Source organism: Streptomyces sp. AA4, assembly GCF_000158875.1.
Lineage (GTDB): Bacteria > Actinomycetota > Actinomycetes > Mycobacteriales > Pseudonocardiaceae > Amycolatopsis.
Genome location: NZ_GG657746.1, coordinates 5549161 through 5565954 on the forward strand (window position 1 = coordinate 5549161; position 16794 = coordinate 5565954).

The 16794-nt window shown below is 68.3% G+C and carries 17 protein-coding genes and 1 tRNA gene; 5 read left to right on the plus strand and 13 right to left on the minus strand.

Going from position 1 to position 16794, the window contains the following annotated elements; genetic code table 11:
- Positions 1-87: 87 nt before the first annotated feature.
- From SSMG_RS25370 to SSMG_RS25395, 6 genes are all read right to left on the minus strand, one after another.
- Positions 88-918, minus strand: coding sequence for a hypothetical protein (locus SSMG_RS25370; protein ID WP_234392743.1), 831 nt, complete (start codon positions 916-918; stop codon positions 88-90).
- Positions 919-1284: 366 nt separating this feature from the next.
- Positions 1285-1536, minus strand: coding sequence for a hypothetical protein (locus SSMG_RS25375; protein WP_009080739.1), 252 nt, complete (start codon positions 1534-1536; stop codon positions 1285-1287).
- Positions 1537-1927: 391 nt separating this feature from the next.
- A complete protein-coding gene (locus SSMG_RS25385; RefSeq protein WP_234392744.1) occupies positions 1928-3652 on the minus strand; it encodes an alpha/beta hydrolase in 1725 nt (574 codons plus the stop codon).
- A 244-nt stretch (positions 3653-3896) separates the two neighbouring features.
- Positions 3897-4055 (minus strand): site-specific integrase, encoded by a 159-nt coding sequence (locus SSMG_RS45565; protein ID WP_009080742.1) that lies wholly within the window; start codon positions 4053-4055, stop codon positions 3897-3899.
- Positions 4056-4440: 385 nt separating this feature from the next.
- Complete coding sequence (locus SSMG_RS25390; RefSeq protein WP_009080744.1) at positions 4441-4728, minus strand: hypothetical protein; 288 nt, start codon at positions 4726-4728, stop codon at positions 4441-4443.
- Positions 4729-4858: 130 nt separating this feature from the next.
- Positions 4859-4935: transfer RNA gene (locus SSMG_RS25395), tRNA-Ile, on the minus strand.
- A 156-nt stretch (positions 4936-5091) separates the two neighbouring features.
- On the opposite strand from SSMG_RS25395, the gene SSMG_RS43765 reads away from it, so the two are divergent.
- Positions 5092-5352, plus strand: coding sequence for a hypothetical protein (locus SSMG_RS43765; RefSeq protein WP_100266879.1), 261 nt, complete (start codon positions 5092-5094; stop codon positions 5350-5352).
- A gap of 11 nt (positions 5353-5363) precedes the next feature.
- Here the strand turns inward: SSMG_RS43765 and SSMG_RS25400 are convergent, their stop codons facing one another.
- On the minus strand, positions 5364-5942 hold the full coding sequence (locus SSMG_RS25400) for a TetR/AcrR family transcriptional regulator (RefSeq protein ID WP_009080746.1): 579 nt from the start codon (positions 5940-5942) through the stop codon (positions 5364-5366).
- Between the two features lie 45 nt (positions 5943-5987).
- On the opposite strand from SSMG_RS25400, the gene SSMG_RS25405 reads away from it, so the two are divergent.
- The gene (locus tag SSMG_RS25405) at positions 5988-6437 is read left to right on the plus strand and encodes an SRPBCC family protein (RefSeq protein WP_009080747.1); all 450 of its coding nucleotides are present in this window, start codon (positions 5988-5990) and stop codon (positions 6435-6437) included.
- Positions 6438-6481: 44 nt separating this feature from the next.
- Here the strand turns inward: SSMG_RS25405 and infA are convergent, their stop codons facing one another.
- The 4 genes from infA to SSMG_RS25425 form a co-directional block, all read right to left on the minus strand.
- Entirely contained in the window at positions 6482-6703 is a 222-nt protein-coding gene (gene infA / locus SSMG_RS25410; RefSeq protein ID WP_009080748.1) for a translation initiation factor IF-1, read from the minus strand.
- Positions 6693-7484 carry a GNAT family N-acetyltransferase gene (locus SSMG_RS25415; RefSeq protein WP_009080750.1) on the minus strand — a complete coding sequence of 264 codons (792 nt, stop codon included), beginning with the start codon at positions 7482-7484 and terminating at the stop codon, positions 6693-6695. The genes infA and SSMG_RS25415 overlap by 11 nt, the downstream gene beginning before the upstream one ends.
- 184 nt (positions 7485-7668) lie before the next feature.
- Positions 7669-8601: an NADP-dependent oxidoreductase gene (locus SSMG_RS25420; RefSeq protein ID WP_234392892.1), complete on the minus strand. Its 933-nt coding sequence runs from the start codon at positions 8599-8601 to the stop codon at positions 7669-7671.
- The gene (locus SSMG_RS25425) at positions 8601-9236 is read right to left on the minus strand and encodes a DsbA family protein (RefSeq protein WP_037714818.1); all 636 of its coding nucleotides are present in this window, start codon (positions 9234-9236) and stop codon (positions 8601-8603) included. Before SSMG_RS25425 ends, SSMG_RS25420 begins: the two co-directional genes overlap by 1 nt.
- A 96-nt stretch (positions 9237-9332) precedes the next feature.
- Between SSMG_RS25425 and soxR the strand changes: the two genes are divergently transcribed.
- Complete coding sequence (soxR, locus tag SSMG_RS25430; protein ID WP_009080755.1) at positions 9333-9785, plus strand: redox-sensitive transcriptional activator SoxR; 453 nt, start codon at positions 9333-9335, stop codon at positions 9783-9785.
- Positions 9786-10027: 242 nt separating this feature from the next.
- On the opposite strand, the gene SSMG_RS25435 is transcribed toward soxR, so the two are convergent.
- The gene (locus SSMG_RS25435) at positions 10028-12274 is read right to left on the minus strand and encodes an ATP-binding cassette domain-containing protein (protein WP_037714824.1); all 2247 of its coding nucleotides are present in this window, start codon (positions 12272-12274) and stop codon (positions 10028-10030) included.
- A gap of 160 nt (positions 12275-12434) precedes the next feature.
- Here SSMG_RS25435 and SSMG_RS25440 point away from each other — a divergent pair, with 160 nt between their 5' ends.
- On the plus strand, positions 12435-12827 hold the full coding sequence (locus tag SSMG_RS25440; protein ID WP_050788275.1) for an aldo/keto reductase: 393 nt from the start codon (positions 12435-12437) through the stop codon (positions 12825-12827).
- 720 nt (positions 12828-13547) lie between these two features.
- Positions 13548-15728 carry an RNA polymerase recycling motor ATPase HelR gene (gene helR, locus SSMG_RS25445; RefSeq protein WP_009080761.1) on the plus strand — a complete coding sequence of 727 codons (2181 nt, stop codon included), beginning with the start codon at positions 13548-13550 and terminating at the stop codon, positions 15726-15728.
- A gap of 3 nt (positions 15729-15731) precedes the next feature.
- On the opposite strand, the gene SSMG_RS25450 is transcribed toward helR, so the two are convergent.
- Positions 15732-16697, minus strand: a complete 966-nt coding sequence (locus SSMG_RS25450) for an Lrp/AsnC family transcriptional regulator (protein WP_009080763.1) — start codon at positions 16695-16697, stop codon at positions 15732-15734.
- Between the last annotated feature and the right edge of the window lie 97 nt (positions 16698-16794).

A 16794-nucleotide genomic window follows, 5' to 3' on the forward strand; every position in this document is an offset into this window, starting at 1 on the left:
CCCCACCCCGCGATCAGCTGCTGAAGACGAACAGCTCAGACGACTACTGGCAAAGCATTGCCGCGCCGCCTCCGGCCGCCGGGAACGTCACTCTTGGCCATCCGCCAAGACGCCCGGGTGGCACTCGACATGTCCCAGGTTCAACGACTTGCCCGCCACGCTGACCGAAGCCGCATCGGCCGAGATGCCCCCATCGGGAAGGTCGTTCACCACGCCGGTACCAATGGTAATAAGTCCCGGAACGTCAACCGCTTTGCCGCCCAGGGGTTGATTAATGTGCACCGGCGGGAACGGGGCCCACCCCGCGATGGAGATTTCGGCATCGACCTTCAGGCGGGACGCTTCGGCAGCAGCCGGCGTACCGGCCGGGCCCGCCTGACAGCTGGTGCCAAGTCCGGACAGAGAGAATTTCACGCTTGCTTCAGCATCGTAGGCAAAGGCCTTCGCCGCCAGCAACAACCTCTTGCCCACGCCGTCCGGGACCCCGCCGATGATCGAATCGATCAGCTTCCCCGCCGTCAGCTTCACATCAGCTCGCGCAGTCAGAGCGGCCGCCTTCGCGGTCGACACCCCCGTGGCCGGGTTCGCCGTGGTGTCGACCGCCAGCACGCCCCCGCCGACGCCGTCGCCTTCCAGCAGAAGGTTGATGTCGCCGACGGGAACCGACACTGACTTTGTCGCGTTCCCGGGAACCTTGGCACCAGGATCGAACTCCGGCGCCGCCGGGGCCGCGGCGGACAGGATGTTCGCCCCGCTCGGCCAGTAGCCCAATGGAAGACTCCCAGACGCACCAGCGATGTATCCGTAGGCACTGGGAGCGGCCTGAGCGGCGGCCGCCACCCCGGCCGTGCCCACTGCCAGTCCGGCTCCCACCAGACCCGTTGTCGCGCAGAGTGCGACGATCTGCCTCAATCGCATGAACATCATCCTTAAGGTAATCCGGTCGACGATAGACAAACCGCGACGCGCGAAGCCGCTCCGTTGCGGTCGGAAACATAGTGGCCGACTTCCCGCGCAATGAGCAATATTTCCCCCGAAGATCACCCTTTCGAACAATTAAATAAGAAATATCGCCGACATGAGATAATCACGAAATTATAGTGATCCGGAAACCCGTTAACACCGTCGGCGAAGTTGGGATTTCCAGCGATGAGCGGACCTTCACCGCGCCGCAGGGGCTTTCGGAGATCGCACCGCCCTCGTCCCCGCCACGACGGTGGCAAATCCGGTGGCGGACGCAGATGGTCCTGGTGCGTCACGTGCTCGATGCGGTCGACGAGTGGCTCAGGCCCAGCAGGAGCGCGCCGAGCGCCAGGCACCGAGCGCGTCGTCACTCGTTCCCGCGGGATCGCGCGAAATGCGGGTGCGTTCCCCGTGCATGGTCAATCGTACGATTTCGGCATTCGCCTCGGACAGCTCGACGGATCGGGCAGCGAGCCAGGACGTCGCCGGCACGGTGACCACGCCTGCGACGGCAAAACCCACGGACTGCACGACCGCGACGTATTCGGCATCGACGACGCGGTAACCGGCCATGCCCAGGACAGCATGACCGGGACCAGCCCGGTGCCGAAATTTCGCGCACCACTGTCTGCACGACATTCCAGACGGACTGGGCTATGTCATCGGTTTCGTCCAGGACCTTCGCCGCACCGGCGTGATGGCTACCCCCACGATGATCCCAGCGATCCGGCACGCGATATTACCCTGCCGCACAGCCGCAGCGGCGGCATGGATCAACCCGCCGCGAATCTGTGCTCCGCTCGGCTCGAACGAGACGAGCGGGCAGGAGGGGCCCGCCAACTCCTGGCGGACCCCTCCCGTGATCACTCTCCAGCTGCGGTTCTCAGCGCTGGCGATGCCAATGGCTTCCACCAGTACCGGCTGCTCGGGAACCTCGCCCTTCTCCCGACTGACCGAGGCCACCTCAGCCAGCGGGGAAGATCTGGCTCCAGCTTCTGGTCGAGATCGCCGCCAGCACCGCGTCGACATATTGCGCCGCAGCGGTCACCCGCTCGCCGCTCGCGGCTGGCTGAGCATCCGCCAGCTGTGGTCCTACTTCGTATACGCTGTCCTCGCCCGGCATAGGCCTGCCCTGGCAGACCACGTCGTTCCCGGGCAGTACCCCCTGTTGCAGGTATCGATTCACCACGGCATCAGCGCAGGAGTTGTGCCCGGCCACGCCGTGGTCGCCCGCGTTGATCACGGTCACCATTCGGGTCGCGGGGTTGTTCCGGTGCGCGACGACGGCGCCCTCATAGGCAGTCGCGGGGTCGAGCGTGTTTTGCAGCATGAGCGCGCCCGGCGCGGTGCGGCCGGTCACCGGCGTCAGGCCGACCGGCCGGTACGGCCAGTAATTACAGGGCTGAACGGCGAAGCCGGGACCAACCAGCGAATTGCCGTCGGCGACCTGCTTCCGGGCGAAATCGGCCCAGTAGTCCTCGTCGCCGCGCCAGGCGGTGTCGTTGCAGGTGATCGTCCTGAACACCGTATCGGACAACACCGGTGGGTTGTTTTCGGGGAAGATCTTCTTCACCGCGTCGACAATCCAGGAAAGCACGGTGCTGTCGCCCGCGGGCTCTCCGCTCTGCACCGCCTTGTCCAGCTGTTGCAGTTTCCCCGCCAGCATCGCAAAGGACGACGAGCTGTACAACGATTCCGTCACGGCCACGTCAAGCTGATCTGGCGTCAGGCGGCCGAGCTTGCCGCTTCCGGCGGCCGCGCGAATCGCCTCATAGGTTTTGTTGACCGCTTCCGGCGTGTCGCCGAGGTGGTACTTCGAATCATGCCGGGCCACCCACGGAAGGAACTGCTTTTCCAACCGCCGCTGCATCGCCATCGGCTGCGACTCGAAGGTGGCTTGCCAGCTGTCAGAGAACTGGGCATTGGAATCCAGGACGAACCGGCCCGCTCGCTCCGGGAAGAATTTCTGATACTGGGCGCCGAGCCACGTTCCGGCAGAAGTGCCCTGGTAGTCGATGGTTCGGGCACCCAGCAGCGCTCTCCCCAGATCCATGTCCCGGACCGTCTGCTCAGTGGTGATATAGGGCAGCAGGTCGCCGTGCTTCGCCGCGCAGACGGCGACCCACTTCTTCACGTCCGCACGCGCTTTTGCGATCGCGGCGTCGGACAGGTCCCGAGAGTCGGCCGACGGCTTCGCTCCATCCGACGGATCCGCTTCATTTTCGTCGCAATCCACCCGCGTGCCCAACCCGGTCCCCCGTGGATCCACCGCCACGAAATCATGGTCGAGCAGCAACTGCGGCTGCTTGACCGCGGTAGCCGCCGGCAACGGGAAGCCGGCTCCGCCCGGCCCCCCGGGATTGATGAACAGCTCCCGCTTCGGGCCGAGATTATCGTCGCGAGCGACCTGGGTAATTCCGACCTTGATATCACCCAAATCCTGATGATAGTAATCTTTGGGCGCGATGAAAGTCCCGCATTTCTGCCGGATCGGCGTCGGAACCATCGCCGCCATGGTCTTGTTCAACCCAGGGCAATCACCCCAGGCGATCTTCTGGTCGAGATATCTTTTCGCAAGGACAGGGGCGTCCCCCTCGGCACTGGCCGGAGCAGTTGAAACGAAGGTCAGCGAACCTGACAACAGGCTGACCGTCAGGACACCGAGAAATGTTCTCGCAGAGATCTTCACATACGCTCCCAAATTGGCGAAACGGACGCCTTGTCCGTTGCCGACAGGGTGTAGCCGACAGGCGGATCACCGGAAACCAGCTCACCCTATCGCTCACTCGACCGTACTGCTTCACCGACGATTCGCGAGAGGTTACCCATGCGGCCAGCCGCCTGTCACGTGCAGTATTCAACGAATAGCGCATGAATTATTCACCCATCCGCCTCGTGCACGTTTTCCGGCACCATCCGGGGCAAGCCGCGGTTCAGCAACGGTCAAGCATCTGCCGGCTGCGCCAGCCCGCGATCCGCATGATCGCCTCGTCGCTCATGCCCGCCAGCTTGCACCGGTGCGCCCACGTGTGCCGGAAGAGGTGCGGGAACACCGGGCCGATGCCTGCTTGCCCAGCTCGACGGTCCGGCATCGACCGGATGGCTCACTCGTTCAGCTCGCCGTAGCGGCCAAGCCAGGCCGCGGTGGTGCGCCTGCCATGCGGCCGCGCGCGGGCGCGGAGGCAGCGCCTGAGCACCTCGCCGGTCGCCGGGTTGAAAGGCACCCGTCGCGGGCACGACGTCCCTTGCCCAGAACGCGGATGACGCCCATGCCGAAGCTCCCGCTCCGCCGGACTTGCGACACGCAACGGGGACAATTCGCTGAGCCGGACGCCGCAATCGGCAAGGTCCAGGATGATCACCCGATCCCGGAGCGCGACAAAAACCCTTCCCTTTAGCGGTCGCGCCAACAAGACTTTGAGTTCAGCCTCGCGCAACACCGTCGGCGGAGTGTCCGTGACCTGCGGAACCTTTATTTTATAGAACGGGGAAACGCTTGGCGATGCAGTTGTGCGAAATCGACTCGCCGGTGCGAAACTTCGGCCGTTGCCGGAGATATTCGAAATACCGCTCAAGCTCCCGCCGACCGACCTCGGCGGCCAGCAGCGAGAAATTCTCGCCCTCGAGGCAGTCGACCAGCATGGCCACGCTGTCGAGGCAGGCGTCGATCGTGGAGTCGACGCGGTTCTTGGCCCTCAGGTGCGTTCTCCAGTCCGAGACAAGCTCCCTGACGTCCTCGGGCTCGAGCGCCTCAACGGCGGTCATGGAGTCAGTCGTACTCGAAAGATCCCTTGGGTTCCAAGCGCTGTGCTCGGTTCCAGCGCCGCCGCCGAGATCGTTTCAAGATCGTCGTTCGGCGCGTTTTCGCTGGTCAGCGGCTATATCAAGGGCAAGATGGTGGGCCGGGTCGGGCTCGAACCGACGGCCAAGGGATTATGAGTCCCCTGCTCTAACCAACTGAGCTACCGGCCCCTGGGTTCGCTTCCGCAGGTCGATCCCCCCAGTTCACGTCAACTTAGCACAGGCCCCGCGCGGGCCGGGGGGCGTAGGCCGTTCGGGTCGAGAGCCCTCGCGGGACAGCTCCGGTCGCCTAGATTGCAGGGGGTCGGGTCCCGAGAGGAGACCGCCATGACCGTTCCCCGCCGGGTTCCGCTCGCGCTGCTCGACGCTCTCGCCGCCGGGCTCGGGCTGGGCTATCTCGCTCGCGACTATCGCGACAGCCTGCTCGCACACGGGTCGGTGCTGTCGATTGCCGCGGTCGTTGGGATTGCGGTAATCGTGGTGGGATACCGCGGATATCGTGGGCTTCGCAGTGCGAATACGCGGATGGAAGCGATAATCGCGGCCGAACTGGCTCGGCGGAGGCCGTCGCCGCGGCCTCGAAGGTGAACGGGCAGCGATTACCTGCCCAGTTCGACAATGGCTCCGTACAGGCCGGCGGCGAGACCCTCAGGCGGTGCTGTTTCGCGCAAAAAATGGAGCCAGGCGAAGACTGAACCGAGCAGCATCGCGTGCACTGCGGGCAACTCGGGGCGTCGGGACAGTTCGCCGCGGGAGAGCGCGCGGTCGAGTACTTCGGCCAAGTATTCCCGTTCCCGGATCAGGAACAACTCGCCTAGGCGAGCGGTGGGCGCGTCTTCGGCGCGGAGGTCGGCGAGCAGGCCGGGCAAGGCGTTTCGCACTTGCGGTCCGTCCAAAGCGGACTGAATGTCGGCCAGAACAGCCGCTACGTCGCCGCGCAGGGTGCCGGTGTCGGGGGGTGCCGCGAGTGCGTCGTCGTGCACGACTGCAGCGAAGACGAGTTCTGCTTTGGACTTCCAGCGCCGGTACAACGCCGCCTTGCCGACTCCGGCGCGCGCGGCGATCGCGTCGACCGTGCACCGCTGGTAGCCGACCTCCTCCAGCAGTGCGTTGACCGCGGCCCGCACCGCCGTGTCGATGCCCTGCTCGCGCGGTCGTCCGCGCCGGTTGTGCGTCATAGCGCACAGTTTACGAGACTGCCAGTTCCGTATATCTTCAGGGCCATGACCTGGGACAGAACCTCCGCCCGCACCCTCGCGGTCGACCCGGCCGCGCTCTGGGACGTCCTCGCCGACGTCGAGAACTGGCCGCGCTGGGATCCGGACGTCGCGCGCGTCGTGCTGCACGGCCCGCCCGCGACGGGATCGACCGGATTCCTTTACCCCAGCGGCGGATTCCGCGGCAGCGTGCACGCGAAAATCGCGAAGGACTTCACCTTCACGAACTGGCGGCCCGGACACGAGTTCACGCTCTGCCAGCCCGTTCCGCTCGGGAAAATGGACCTCGGACTGAGCGTCGAGGCCGTCCCCGGCGGGGCCGAGCTGACCCAGCGCGTCGTCCTCGACACGCCGTTGCGGGCGGTCATGGTGCGGATCATCGGCGCTGACGTCGTGGCGAACTTCGGCCGGAAATGCGACACGTTGACGCGGCTCGCGACCGCGAAAACGAGCTGACCGTCCTCGCGGCCCCGAGCCGGGAACCGCGAGGACGGACCGGGCTAGTTCCGGTACCGGAACAGGATCCGGCCCCGGTCGAGGTCGTACGGGCTCAGCTCCACCAAAACCCGGTCGAACGGCACGATCTTGATGAAGTTCTTTCTGATCTTGCCGCTGACGTGGGCCAGCACGTGGTGCCCGTTCGCCAGTTCGACGGTGAACCGGGCGTCGCGCAGGCACTCGACCACGGTTCCCTCTACTTCGATCCCGCCCTTACCGGCCATGGCGCATCAGCTCCACCGTGCTGTTCGCCCGCCGCGCGCCGACGCCCTCGAACAGCGCCGTCGCCGCTTCGTTGGCCTCGTTCACCTCGGCCGAGGCCGTCGGGATTCCCGCTCGGTGCAGGACATCGAGCGTGTGCGTCAGCAACCCGCGTGCGATGCCGCGACGTTGCCGGTCCGCCCGGACGGCGATGAGCCCGATCCGGGGCAGGCGCGTCACCTGAACTACCCGGACCAGCCCGACGTACTCGCCGTCCTCGACCGCCACGGCGTATTTCGACGGGTCCACGACGGTGTCGCCGGCCGGCCGGGGCAGCACCTCGGCGGGCATTTCCGACCAGCCGACCGTCGCCTCGACCTCGGCGCGAACGACGCGGTCCAGCTCGCGCAACGGACCCTCTTCAGCGGATCCGGCGGGCACGACTGTGACGCCCGACGGCAGCTCGACCGGCCCGGTGACCTGCGGGTTCGTGGGCACGACGTACTCCCACTCGCGCCGCCGAACGGTCAGACCGGCCCGTTGCCAGCCGTCGAGCAGCTCGCGGTCGGTTTCGTCGACCACGGTGTGGAGCGGGTCCGGCAGCGCGGCGAGCATCTCGCGGGCAAGCTGGTCGAAGACGGAACGGTGCCAGGCGTCGACGCTGAGGAAGACCCGCCCGTCCGGCCGCGCGGTGGCCTCGCCGCGGCCGGCCAAGCGGCCGTCGTCCCAAGCTTCCCAGAGTCCCGGTCCGACCCGGGTGATGCGCACCGCGGGTTCGCCCGCGGTGAAACGCAGAGTGTCCATGACGGTCACCTTTCGGAGTGCCTTCGCGGCGCTCCCGGCAACCCTCCGTCAGTCGCCCGACCGTGACGACACGGGGAGCACCCACATCGAAACAGCGTTCATGGGGCTCACCTCCCGGCGTCGAGTCACGGTCGGAGCGAACCATAACGGCACGCTCCGGCCCCGTCCAGCGAATTAACTTCCCTCAGCCGATCCGCAGCACCACCTTGCCGCGACCGTGTCCTTCAGCCACCTCGCGATGGGCGCTCGCGGCGTCGTCGAGCGGATATTCCTTCCGGACATGCACCCGCAGCTCTCCTCGCGCGCACAGGTCGAGCAACTCGCGGAGCCGCCCGGCGGACCGGTCGCTGTTGAGCCACTGCCCGCCGGTCTCAGCGGCCAGCGGGGGCTCCACAATGGTCCCGATCCGGCTGCGATCGGCCACCAGTTCCGCGGCGAGACGAAGATTCCCGTGCCCGGCGGTGTCGAAAGCCAGGTCTATCCCGTCCGGGGCGGCTTCGCGAAGGCGGTCTAGTTCGCCTTCGCCGTATACCACTGGGATGGCACCGAGGGTGCGGAGATATTCCTGGTTCTGCTCGCTGCCGGTACCGACCACGCGCAGCCCACGATGCCGCGCCAACTGGACCGCCATCGAGCCGACACCTCCCGCCGCGCCGTGAATGAGAATCGTCTCGCCGGGCTTGGCACTGAGCCGCTCCAACGCAGTATGTGCCGTCTGCCCGGAGGCAGACAACGCGCCCGCCGTTTGCCAATCGACCTTTTCCGGTTTGACAGCCGCCTGACTGGCCGGAACGTTGACGTACTCGGCATAGCAGCCCAGCGACCGGAACCCGGCAACCTGTTGTCCTGCCTCGAATTCAGTCACCTCAGCACCCACCTGGACAATTGTTCCGGAGAACTCGTTGCCCAGGATTTGCGGAAATTGGATGGTCACGCCCGGCGGCGTCCAGCCGTCCCGGATCGCGACGTCGGTCGGCTGCACACCAGCGGCCTCGACGCGCACGAGCACTTCTCCCGGCCCCGCGACCGGAACCGGCACCTTGTGGACAGTCAATCCTTCCGCGGGCCCGAACTCGTCAATCGCGGCGGCGCGCATCATCACAGGAATCTCGGACATCACGCCACCGCCTTCGCTGCCGAGCGAACAAATTCCGCCAATTCTTCGACACTGCGCGCACCAGCGAGAAGGCGGTCGCCGTGCCCGACAGTCGGCACAGAACGGATCCCGCGCGACTGTCCTTCTTCGTGATCTGCCAACACTTCTGCTGCGTACTCCTCGTTATCGCCAAGCGCGAGCACTTCGTCGCGCTCCAATCCGGTCTTCAAGTTCGCCAACACACTCCACTCCGCCAGGTCCAGGTTGTCCCGCAGATGCGCGGCGAACATCGCCTCCCAGGCCGCGGTTTCGTCCAGTCCGCGCGCCGCGGCCAGCTTCAGCACCCGATGCGCCGGGCGGGAATCGAGCGCCCACGCGGTGTCCATGCGAATGGTCAGGCCCTGCGCGCGTCCCGCCTGCTCGATCCGGTCCCGGCGCCTCCCCCATTCCGCCGGGCTCATCCCCCATTCGGCGGTCGCGGTCTCCGCGATCCGCCGCCGTTCCGGGCCAGGTCCCTCCGGGCCCAGGAGAAAACTCCGATGCTCGATCCGGGCCGGGACACCGGATTCCGCGATCGCTTGCGCGAGGCGGCGATGTCCCATCCAGCACCACGGACAGAGCACGTCGGCCCAGACCTGCAGGGTCGTAGTCGTCACAAAATCCCCTTCACGCGCGCTCGCCGCCGTCTGCCGGGCGGTGCTTACAGTGGACTTCATCAAGCGGACTTGATGTCAAGCACGGAAAGAGCTGCCATGCCCCAGATCACGCGCGAGGTCGTCTGGCTGAAGCCGGGACAGATCGCCGAACGCGCCGGCGTGAGCGTCCCGACGCTGCACTATTACGAAAGCCGCGGCCTCATCGCGAGCAGGCGCACGAGCGGCAACCGGCGCGAGTACCGGCGCGACACGCTGCGCATGATCGCCTTCATCCGGACCGCGCAGCGGGTCGGGGTGTCGCTGGAGGAGATCAAGGAGGCGCTCGCCGAACTGCCGGACCAGCGCATCCCCACCAAACGCGACTGGGCGCGGATCTCCCGCCGCTGGCACGACCGCCTCACCGAGCGGATCGAGGAGCTGACCGCGCTGCGCGACCGGTTCTCCGACTGCATCGGCTGCGGATGCCTGTCGCTGAAATCGTGCCCGTACTCCAATCCGGACGACGTTCTCGGCCAGGGCGGCGCGGGGGCGCGGAGGTTTCCGCATTAGCGGGTGCTGTGCCGGTGGCTCGCACGGCCAGCCGCTCGGCGGGTTGCGGCATTAGCAGCCGGAGGGGCCGTGACGGCGGCCCGCAGGCGCGCAACCGGCACTCAGCGGGTCGCCGCATGCACAGCCGCTGCGGCCATGAAGGCAGCCCGTACCGACGGAACCAGCGCTCGGCGGTTTCCGCGCTAACAACCGCTGCGACCGTGAACGCGGCCCGCACGCACGCGGCGCTGGGCAGGTCGCTGCTAACCGCCGAGCGCGGACCGGAAGTACCGCCCCGTCGCGCCGTCGTGCTCGGCGAGTCCCTTGGGCGTGCCGGTGTAGAGCACCTGGCCGCCGTTCTCGCCCGCGCCGGGGCCGAGGTCGAGCACCCAGTCCGCCGCGGCGACGACGTGCAGCGAATGCTCGACCACGACGAGCGTCCGGCCCTCGTCGACGAGTCGGTCCAGCAGCGCCACCATCCGCGTGGTGTCGCTGGGGTGCAGGCCCGCGGTGGGTTCGTCGACGAGCAGGTCGTCGCTGGTCGAGTCGAGCTGGCGGGCGAGCTTCAGCCGTTGCCGTTCGCCGCCGGAGAGCGTGTCGAGCGTGCGGCCGCTCGCCAGGTGCCCGAGGCCCAGTTCGCCGAGCAGCGCGGCCAGCCGGACCACGTCCGGATGCGGCACGTACCGGGCCAGTGCCGACACCGGCGTGGCCAGCACTTCGAGCACCGTGAGACTCCACCGGGCTTGCAGAGCCTCGGGACGGAATCCGGGGCGACCCTCCTCGCACGGCGTGTCGACGTCCTCGAGGAACGCCAGGTCGGTCCGCCGCACGCCGGTGCCGCGGCAGGCCGGGCACCCGCCCTGCGAACGCGGGTTGAACAGCTTCGGCGACTCGCCGCTGACCTCGGCGAACGCGCGCTGCACCGGATCGGCCAGGCCGAGCCAGGTGCCGACCGTCGACCGCGACGTCGCGACGATCTGGCTCTGGTCGACGACGGTGAACCGCGGGTGCCGCTCGGCGAGTTCGCCCGCGAGCGTCGACTTCCCGGACCCGGCCACGCCGGTGATCACCGTGAGCACGCCGGTCGGCACGTCGACGTCGATGTTGCGCAGCGTGTGCCGGTCCAGCCCGCGCAACGGCAGCCAGCCGGTGGGCTCCCGCAGCGTGTCCTTGAGCCGGACGCCGGTGCGCAACGCCCGCGCGGTCGTCGTGTCCGCCTTCCGCAGCTTCTCCGGCGGCCCGTGGAAGACCACGCGTCCGCCCGCTTCGCCGGCTCCGGGACCCAGGTCGATCACATGGTCCGCCGCGACCATCACCGCTTCGTGGTGATCCACCACCAGCACGGTGTTGCCATGGTCACGCAGCCGTCGTAGTACGTCAACGAGGGACGCGACGTCGGCCGGATGCAGCCCGTCCGTCGGTTCGTCCAGGACGTAGGTGAGGTCGGTGAGGCTGGACCCCAAGTGCCGCACCAGTTTCAGCCGTTGCGATTCGCCGCCGGAGAGCGTCGGCGTCGCGCGGTAGCAGTGCAGATGCCCGAGGCCGAGCGTGATCATCGATTCCAGGCGCAACCGCAGGGCCGCCACGAGCGGACGCGCCCACTCGTGGTCCAGTCCGGCACAGAATTCCAGCAACCCCGCCGCGTCGCGGTACCCGAGGTCCACAATGGACACCCCGTTGATCCGGCTCTCCCGGGCGGCCGGAGCGAGCCTGCTGCCGTCGCACTCCGGACACGGCCGTTGCCGCGTCACGTCGGCGAGCGCCGCCCGCACCGCCGGCCCCATCTTGGCCTCGCGTTCGACGAGCAGCCGCCGGATCCGCGGCACCATCGACTGGTACTTCGCGCTGGCCGGGAAGCGGGGCAACGGATTCGGCGGCTTCTGCGTCGGCCCGTGCAGGAGAAACTGCACCAGGTCCTCAGGCCATTCCCGCAACGGCAGGTCGTTGTCGAAGAATCCTGAGTAGACATAGCGCTTCCAGATCCAGCTGCCGACGGCGAAACTCGGGAAGACCATCGCCCCGTCGTTGAGCGAACGCTCGCGGTCGATCATCCGCTCGCCGTCGATGTCGGTGACCGTGCCGAGCCCCGCGCACGCCGGGCACATGCCGGAAGGATCGTTGAACGAGTAGGCGGGCGAGTACCCGGCGGACGGTTCGCCCAGGCGGGAGAACAACATCCGCAGCATGGTCCACACCTCGGTGGCGGTGCCGACCGTCGAGCGCGAATTCGTCCCGAGCGGCCGCTGATCCACCACGACGACGGTCGTCAGGCCGCTGAGCGAACTGGCCTCCGGAGCCGGATCGTGCGGCAGTTTGGTCCGCACGAACGCGGGCATGGTCGAGTACAGCTGCCGCCGCGACTCGGCCGCGAGCGTGGCGAAGGCGAGCGACGATTTGCCGGACCCCGACACGCCGGTGACCGCGACCAGCTGATGTTTGGGGATGTCCACGTCCACGTCGGCCAGGTTGTGCGTGCGGACGCCGCGGAGACTGATCACGTTCGACGGCATGCTTCGCAGCCTACGTCCCGGCGGGGGTTGGGGCGGGGAGGGTTGCGGGCACGGGTGGTTTCGGCAGCGGGGCGGCGGTCTCGGCAGGGGCGGAGCTCGGCGGGCGGGCGGGGTTGGGCCAGGTCTCAGCTCGCCCACCGGTCTGAGCGGCGAGGGCCGGTTGACCGGAGAGGGCGCCGCTGGGGCCGGGACCTGGACCGCGCGGCAGTGGGAGCTGCTGAAGACGCTCGAGATGGTCGCGGACGAGCTGAATGCGACGATGGCGCAGGTCGCGATCGACTGGGTGGCGACGCGGCCGGGCATCGCGTCGGCGATCGTCGGGGCGGGCAGCGCACAGCAACTGGACGCGACGATGCGCGCGCTCGACTTCACCCTGCTCGCGGACCTGCGCGACGCCCTGGACCGCGGGAGCGAGGTGCTTCCCGCGGGGCCTTGCCGGATGTTCACGCTGGACTGCCAGTCGTGGCTGGTCGACTCCGGGGCGAAGGCGGGAGACAAGCCGGAGGGCAATCGGCCGGCGGTGCGGAACTGGGTGGCCGCGACGCAGGCGTGAACCGCGCGGGAATCCGCGCATCGTGACAAATGATTTCCTCCGCCCTTTTCAAGATATAGCGCACCCCGGGGCTTGCCGCAAGCCCCGGGGGATGGCGCAGAATCGCTGCTCGTCCAGGGAAATCCAGTTGTCGGGAGCAAGTGTGCGGTGGTTGCGGGCGAGATCGGGTCTGGGGATGTGCGGGCGGATGTCGCCGCCGAGGATCCGTCCGGCGCGAGCGCATTCGCGCGGCTCTCTGCCCCACCCACCCGCCACAGCGGAGCGACCGCACAACCGGCCCCGACGGCCGAAGCGCTCGGGACAAGCCCGTGCTGTCATCGCCGGGCGCACCACGCCAGGACCTCGCGAGCCGCGGCCGGAAACCCCTCCCAGGTCCGCCCGCGACAGCCCTGAGTGCGCCCGCGGACTCGGCTCTACCGTCCGAGCTCGAGCCGTCCACTACCGCCCGGCGTACGTGGAGGCTTGGTTCAGCCAGCCATGACCTGGCCTAGGCGCGGTGAGACATCCGGCGCGAGCGGATGACTCGGTCCGGCTTGAAACCCGCGCAACCCGCCGACCCACGCAACCCGCCGATCGCCGACCGCCGACAAAAGCCGCGAGAAAACAACCAGCCCACCGGCCACTTGACAGAAGGTGGACAATAAAAAATCGACGCGTCTTCATCACCCAAGCAGAAGTTCGCGCCGAATCTGGGTTCAGAATAACAGCAGCGAGGGGCACTTGTCAAACCAGGGGTACGAAGAAGAACTGCGGTCCGAACAGGACTACGTCGCCGGGCTGTACCGGCGGCTCGACAGCGAGCGCGAGCGGGCCAAGGAGCGCCACACCGCTGCCCTCAAACGAAACGACGAGACCCCGGGCGAGCGCGACGTCGAGGTGCGGGCGCTCGCTCGCGAAACGCGGCGGTTGTCGGTCGCTGACTCCGGGTTGTGTTTCGGGCGGCTCGACTCGGCCGAAGGCGAGCATTCCTACATCGGCCGGATCGGGCTTTTCGACGAGGACGACGAGTACAAACCCGTTCTTCTCGACTGGCGCGCGCCGGCGGCGAGTGCGTTTTACACCGCGACCGCGGCCACCCCGGAGGGCATGCGGCGGAGGCGGCAATTCCACACGCGCGGGAGGCAGGTCGCCTCGTTCACCGACGAGGTGTTCGGGCAGCCGGACACCGACAGCGGCAACGACGTCGACGCCGCCCTGCTCGCCGCGGTCAACGCGCCTCGCGGCGAGGGGATGCGGGACATCGTCGCGACGATCCAGGCCGAGCAGGACCGCATCATCCGGCTCGACCATCCGGGCGTCCTGGTCATTGAGGGAGGACCAGGAACGGGGAAAACCGTCGTGGCGCTCCACCGCGTCGCGTATCTGCTGTACACGCAGCGCGAGCGGATGGAGCGCCACGGCGTGCTCGTCCTCGGGCCGAATCCGGCGTTCCTGAACCACATCGGGCGCGTGCTGCCGTCGCTCGGCGAGTCCGACGTGGTGTTCACCACCCCGGGCGGGCTGCTGCCGGGGCTGCGGGCGGAGGCCGAGGACGAGCCGGAGGTCGCGCGGTTCAAGGGGTCCTTGCAGATGCTCGACGTCCTTAACGCGGCGGTCGCGGACCGGCAGGAGCTGCCCGCGGACCCGATCCTGATCGAACTCCGCGACACCACCGTCCGGATCGACGCGGCGACCGCCGAGTGGGCCCGCGACGAGGCGCGGCAGAGCGGGCGGCCGCACAACGAGGCGCGGGCGGTGTTCGTCGAGATCGTCACGTACGTGCTCACCGAACGCGCCATGTCCCGCATCGGGCGCGGTTGGCTCACGCGCGACGACAAGGAGGAATGGGAGGACCTCCGCTCCACGCTGGTCAACGAGCTCCTTGCCAACCCGGCCTTCGTCAAGGCGATCGACAGTCTTTGGCCGATCCTGACCCCGGAGAGCTTGCTCACCACGCTCTACTCCTCCCCCGCGCGGCTCAACGCGGCCGGCGCGAGCCAGGCGCTGCGGCGCGAGCCGGGCAAACCTTGGACGGTGTCGGACATCCCGCTTCTCGACGAGCTGATCGACCTGCTGGGCAAGGCGCCGGACCGGGCGAAACAGCGGGAGGACCAGGCCGAACGCGAGGCGGAGGCCGAGTACGCGGCCGGCGTGCTGGACATCATGCGGCTCGACCGCGAGGAGATGGACGAGGACATCGGCCTGTCCGCGGAGCACCTCCTCTACGACACCGACCTGGCCGAACGCTTCGTCGAGCACGACACCCGCGACCTCGCCGAACGCGCCGCCGCCGACCGGGACTGGACGTACCGGCACGTCGTGGTCGACGAGGCCCAGGAACTGTCCGAAATGGACTGGCGGGTGCTGATGCGGCGGTGCCCGAGCCGGTCGTTCACCGTGGTCGGCGACCTGGCGCAGCGCCGGTCGGCGGCCGGCGCGACCGACTGGGGCGCGATGCTGGATCCGTACGTCCCGGGCCGGTGGGCCTACCGTTCGCTCACCGTCAACTACCGGACTCCGGCGGAAATCATGGCCGTCGCGGCGGCGGTGCTGGCCGAGTTCGCGCCGGGCGTCGAACCGCCGGAATCGGTGCGCGCGTGCGGGGTGCGGCCGTGGTCGAGGAAGGTCTCCGACGACGAATTGCCCGCCGCGGTGGAGGAATTCGTCCGTGCCGAGGCGGGTCGGGAGGGGACCAGTGTCGTGATCGGGCCGCCGGACGTGCCGGGTGCGGTTCCGGCGGCGGAGACGAAGGGGCTCGAGTACGACGCCGTGCTTCTCGTGGACCCGGACCGGATTCTCGCGGAGGGGCCGCGCGGCGCGGCCGAGCTGTACGTCGCGCTGACCCGGGCGACGCAACGGCTTGGCGTGCTGCACCGCGGCGCGTTGCCGTCGGTGCTGAACGGGTTGGAGGAGCGGAGCTAGCCGTCAGGAGCGCAGCTCGGGCGCGAGGACGCTGCTGCGCTTCAACGCCTTCAGCACCACCCCGGTATGCACCGAATCCGCCTGCCGGGACCAGCCGGAACGGCCGACGAACTCGTGCAACGCGGCGATGTCGGGCAAGGTCACGTCAGCGAGCAGCTGATACTCGCCCGTCATCGCCGCCGCGTACCGGACGTACGGCGAGCCCAGCAGGGCGCGGCCGATGTCGTCGACGTCGTGCGGGCGGCACCGGATCCACAGCAGCGCCTCGACCGGCAGCCCGAGCACGGCCGGCTCCACCACGGCCCGGATGAACACCTTTTCCTCTCGCCGCAACGCTTCCAGCCGGCGGCGGACGGTCGATTCCGAGATCCCGGCAGCGCGGGCGAGCTCCTCGTGGGTCCGCCTGCCGTCCTCGCGCAGCGCGCGCACGATGGCCCGTTCGTCGCTGCTGAAGACGACACCGTCGGGTTGCCGGGGCTGCGGGGTCGGCTGCGGCAGCGACGAGATCGCCTCCGTCTCGGCCGGGCTCAGCACGCCGGGTTGCCATTCGTGGATGGTGCGGTAGTAGCGCGTGACGGTATCGGCCGTCAGATCGAGCAGACCGGGGATTGCCGCCATCTCGTCGAACATGAACGTCGGCAGCCGGTTGCGGTCGCAGAAGACCTCGGCGACCAGTTCGCCCTGTCCGGTGATCAGGTAGCAGAAGCTCGTCTCCGGCCGTCCCGCGAGTGCGGTGCCCGCGGGACGGCCCAGGCCGGCCCGGCAGCGGCCGCGCACCAGCAGCGGCACACCGTGCGGCGAAACGGCGACAACCGTCACGACGCCGGTGCGCAGCAGGTGCGTCCCGCGCCGGGCGACCGTGCGTTCCGGCGCGTCCAGCACCTCGGCGATCCGCCGCCAGGACGCGCGGCCGTCGACCTGCAGCGCGCCGGCGATCCGGCGGTCGAGAGGGTCCAGCGGTGCGGTCATCAGCCAATCCTGTGGCCGATTCCGTCATTTGTCGAGCAGCTCTTGTCCGAGGCCAGCACCGCGCGCGAAGCTGACGTCGCGAACGGACACCGGGGTC

What these genes read in the sequence shown, in the direction of transcription:
- SSMG_RS25370 (WP_234392743.1), bottom strand. Translation starts at nt 918, where the DNA reads ATGCGATTGAGGCAGATCGTCGCACTCTGCGCGACAACGGGTCTGGTG.
- SSMG_RS25375 (WP_009080739.1), bottom strand. Translation starts at nt 1,536, where the DNA reads ATGGCCGGTTACCGCGTCGTCGATGCCGAATACGTCGCGGTCGTGCAG.
- SSMG_RS45565 (WP_009080742.1), bottom strand. Translation starts at nt 4,055, where the DNA reads ATGCCGGACCGTCGAGCTGGGCAAGCAGGCATCGGCCCGGTGTTCCCG.
- SSMG_RS25390 (WP_009080744.1), bottom strand. Translation starts at nt 4,728, where the DNA reads ATGACCGCCGTTGAGGCGCTCGAGCCCGAGGACGTCAGGGAGCTTGTC.
- SSMG_RS43765 (WP_100266879.1), top strand. Translation starts at nt 5,092, where the DNA reads ATGACCGTTCCCCGCCGGGTTCCGCTCGCGCTGCTCGACGCTCTCGCC.
- SSMG_RS25400 (WP_009080746.1), bottom strand. Translation starts at nt 5,942, where the DNA reads ATGACGCACAACCGGCGCGGACGACCGCGCGAGCAGGGCATCGACACG.
- SSMG_RS25405 (WP_009080747.1), top strand. Translation starts at nt 5,988, where the DNA reads ATGACCTGGGACAGAACCTCCGCCCGCACCCTCGCGGTCGACCCGGCC.
- infA (WP_009080748.1), bottom strand. Translation starts at nt 6,703, where the DNA reads ATGGCCGGTAAGGGCGGGATCGAAGTAGAGGGAACCGTGGTCGAGTGC.
- SSMG_RS25415 (WP_009080750.1), bottom strand. Translation starts at nt 7,484, where the DNA reads ATGGACACTCTGCGTTTCACCGCGGGCGAACCCGCGGTGCGCATCACC.
- SSMG_RS25420 (WP_234392892.1), bottom strand. Translation starts at nt 8,601, where the DNA reads ATGTCCGAGATTCCTGTGATGATGCGCGCCGCCGCGATTGACGAGTTC.
- soxR (WP_009080755.1), top strand. Translation starts at nt 9,333, where the DNA reads ATGCCCCAGATCACGCGCGAGGTCGTCTGGCTGAAGCCGGGACAGATC.
- SSMG_RS25435 (WP_037714824.1), bottom strand. Translation starts at nt 12,274, where the DNA reads ATGCCGTCGAACGTGATCAGTCTCCGCGGCGTCCGCACGCACAACCTG.
- SSMG_RS25450 (WP_009080763.1), bottom strand. Translation starts at nt 16,697, where the DNA reads ATGACCGCACCGCTGGACCCTCTCGACCGCCGGATCGCCGGCGCGCTG.